Here is a 1,474-nt window from a genome sequence, read left to right as displayed (position 1 = left end):
AAATATTGCTTTGTCTGAGTTTTAAGCTTTTTATATGTCCGCGCCCTTTGCTTCTACTGCTATATGAGTAAAAAAAACGCAATTAAGGGAATAATAGATTTATATTATGTGGATGAAAGCGGATTTAGTTTAGTGCTATATTTACTTTAAACACAGCAAAAAAAAGGATAAAAAGTATAAAGTAATATGAGTATAAGGTTAAATATTTTATAATTTATCAAAAAAAATAATCAATTTAAAAGTTATGTATTTGAAGGTTTTTTTAATAATATAATGATGATATTCTGCATATAAAAATTAAGTAATAACCTCTAAAAATTAACATTATTAGTAATAAATAATGCTTCTTTTTAGCATGTTCAAAAACTCTATAAGTGACAAACAGAATAGAAAAATAAGGATGAATAATATTATTTTTATCTACAGCTTAAAACTCAGACAACGCCAGATTTTTCCTTCTGCCTTTCCTAGGTCATGCTGGGCAAACAGCATAGCTGCTTTCTTCCTTCTTTCTTCTTTCTTCTTTCTTCTTCCTTCTTCCTTCTGCTATATCTTTACATCTGTAAAACTGGTGGGGACTTTCCATGAAAAGTCCCTACTACTTTGCCAGTTGGTAAACTCTAATCACTACCTAAAAGACTTACTAATAAAGCTTTTTGAGCGTGCATCCTGTTTTCTGCTTGATCCCAAACTCGCGATCGCTCTCCTTCTATCACTCCATCAGTAATTTCTTCATCCCGATGAGCTGGTAAACAATGCAACACGATCGCATCATCTGCTGCACTTTCTACCAACTTTTCATTAACCTGATAAGGCTGAAAAATAGGTATTCGACTATTAGCTTCCTCTTCTTGTCCCATACTTGCCCAAACATCAGTATAAAGTACCTGAGCACCCTTAACTGCCACTTGGGGATCTTCAGTAACTATAACTTCACTCTTACCATTAGTAATAGCTTTTGCTTGCTCCACAATTTCCACATTTGGTAAATAATTTGGTGGAGTTGCTATCCTGACATTCATCCCTACCATTGCACAACCTAACAGTAAAGAATTTGCCATATTATTACCATCACCAAAATAACTTAAAGTTAATCCATCTAGTTTGCCAAAACATTCTTGAATGGTCAATAAATCAGCCATTACCTGACAAGGATGTTCCCTATCTGTGAGAGCGTTAATTACAGGAATTTTTGTATAACTTGCAAAAGTTTCTAAATCTTTTTGCTCAAAAGTACGAATAGCTAAAATATCCAAATATCGGTCTAAAACTCTAGCAGTATCAGCCAAAGGTTCCCCACGACTAACTTGAGTAACATTAGGATTCAAATCAATAACTTGACCTCCCAATTGATACATTGCCACGGTAAAACTTACCCTAGTTCGTGTCGAAGCTTTAGAAAATAATAACCCCAAGACTTTATTACATTTGAGATTTATTTTACCTGATTTAAGTTTGCTTGCCAGTTGTAAAA

General features: G+C 33.4%; 1 protein-coding gene. It reads right to left on the bottom strand.

What is annotated here, in order from left to right; all coding sequences use genetic code 11:
- Positions 1-620: 620 nt before the first annotated feature.
- Positions 621-1,474: ornithine carbamoyltransferase (argF, locus tag F6K13_RS32895; RefSeq protein WP_287289892.1), on the bottom strand; the 854-nt coding region annotated here is incomplete at its 5' end.

It is taken from the genome of Okeania sp. SIO2B9 (assembly GCF_010672505.1).
In the GTDB taxonomy this organism is placed as follows: Bacteria; Cyanobacteriota; Cyanobacteriia; order Cyanobacteriales; family Microcoleaceae; genus Okeania; species Okeania hirsuta.
The sequence above is the reverse complement of the archived record's forward strand: the minus strand, read 5'-3'. Positions and strand labels throughout refer to the sequence as shown.